This window comes from Paenibacillus sp. tmac-D7 (assembly GCF_006519665.1).
Taxonomy (GTDB): Bacteria; Bacillota; Bacilli; order Paenibacillales; family NBRC-103111; genus Paenibacillus_G; species Paenibacillus_G validus.
The window spans coordinates 1-1,826 of the sequence record NZ_VIDW01000106.1; the positions used below are offsets into that span (position 1 = coordinate 1).

General features: G+C 51.0%; 1 protein-coding gene. It reads right to left on the reverse strand.

Features of this window, described 5'->3' with window-relative positions; translation table 11 throughout:
* Positions 1 to 189: 189 nt before the first annotated feature.
* A complete protein-coding gene (locus tag FKP33_RS26635; protein WP_127610828.1) occupies positions 190 to 1,428 on the reverse strand; it encodes an IS110 family RNA-guided transposase in 1,239 nt (412 codons plus the stop codon).
* Positions 1,429 to 1,826: the final 398 nt, after the last annotated feature.

Consider the following 1,826-nt stretch of genomic DNA (forward strand, 5'->3'; position numbering starts at 1 on the left):
AAGTCCAGCGGTAAGATGTCAAGTCCCTGATTCGCGGTAATTGGAAATTCTTTTGATGGAAAATCGCTTTGAGTCAGGAAAAATGGCATCACGAAATAAACCCTGAGTAAAATCGAGTGATTTTTCCAGGATATACCTCGATTTTACTGGGAATTCCCAATGGGCTTCGCAGAAAGTAGGTGAGAAGCTTTAGGCGTTAGTCACCTTCCTCCGCGGCGTGTAGACTTGGTCGTTGCGTAGCAGCACATCGACCAGACGCACAAGTTTTCTTGCGGTTAAGACGAGGGCGCGTTTGTGTTGGTGCTTCGTGACTTCGTTGTATTTTTTCCGGTAGTACTCTCCGAATTCTGCGTCGCGGTTCTTTACCAAGTTGGCAGCTTCAACCAGGTAATAACGCAGAAACCGGTTGCCGGATTTAATACGGGACGTTTCTTCGGCTTCAAACTTGCCAGACTGATTCTTTCGCCAAGTAAGCCCAGCGTACTTCGCCAGAGCGGCTTGATCATCAAAGCGATGGATGTCACCGATTTCGGCGATAATACCAGCGCTGTAGATCGGGCCGATACCGGGAATCGTCTTCAGGACGTTTTCACCGGGTAAGCCGGCGATAATGCGTTCAATCGCCTTGTCGAGCTCCTTGATTTGCTTCTGCGTACTTCGAATGGCTTCGATAGAAGTGCCCAGGATGATATCGATGGAGTCCTCGACGACTTTTGAGAGACGATAGGAAGCACGCGCGGCTTTCTGGATGCACCTCGCTACACCCTCCGGATCAGGGAATCGATTACGGCCCTTATCCTTGAGGTAGTCGGCTAAATCCGCCACATCCATCGAGCTGATCTCATCCAGGCTGTATTTCTCAAGGAGCAATTCAGTGATGGCATGGCCGAAGGCGGAGCTCTCCACCTCCGCGGAGAACGCACTGCACTTGTAGAACAGGTGCTGGAGAAAGTACTGCTTCTCTCGTGTCAGGTTGTGGACGAGGTGAAACCGCATGCGGGTCAGTCTTTGAAGAGCGATGTACTGCTCTTGGGCGACAACGGTCATCGGCAGCCTTCCAAAACGCAGCCTGTCTGCAATAATCCAGGCATCGATGCGGTCGTTCTTATCGAGGTCCACATAGGCTTCCTTGAACTTGCTAATGAGCTTCGGATTAATGGTAAATACCTTCGTATGCCGCTCGCTGAGAAGCTTGTCCTCATGCAGGAACATGGCGGGGTGCCAACTGTAAACCGATGTTGATTCCAGACCGATGTGAATCTCCGATGGCTTGATGCGGTCAGCGTGGGCAAGGATCTGATCCCGCAGGTGGCAGGCACCGTGGTAGTTGTTGAGCACCGTGAACGCTTGGAGGGTATCGCCGCCACTATCCATGATGCACACCTTTAAATCTTGCGAACTCACGTCAATCCCGACAAACAACTTCACGTGGGATTCCTCCTTTCTTTATGGGATTCAGGGACTGGACCTTTCGGGATGCCCCCAGCGCACTCGCCGTTCAATCACCCTCGCATATGAGAACTCACTTCGGTCCATGAGCTGCCTCGAAGCTGCTATCTTCGAGCATGGGTTGCCGAAGGGGACAGCCAGCGGGTTAGAAGTTCAAGCGAGAGCCGAGGAAGCAGACTTTAAGAGTAGTCGATGCTACAGGAGAGAGAAGGATTTCCCCGAATAACCCTAAGAATTATTATCTGGAAGCATCTCGAAAAGTCCAGTCCCAATTCAATTTTCAAAGAGCAAGCTGGAAATTTTGAAGGCGTCCTCCAGTCCCCTAGGGGACTGGAAATCGGCCAAGTAACTGCCTTCAAGAAATACTATACGAGGAG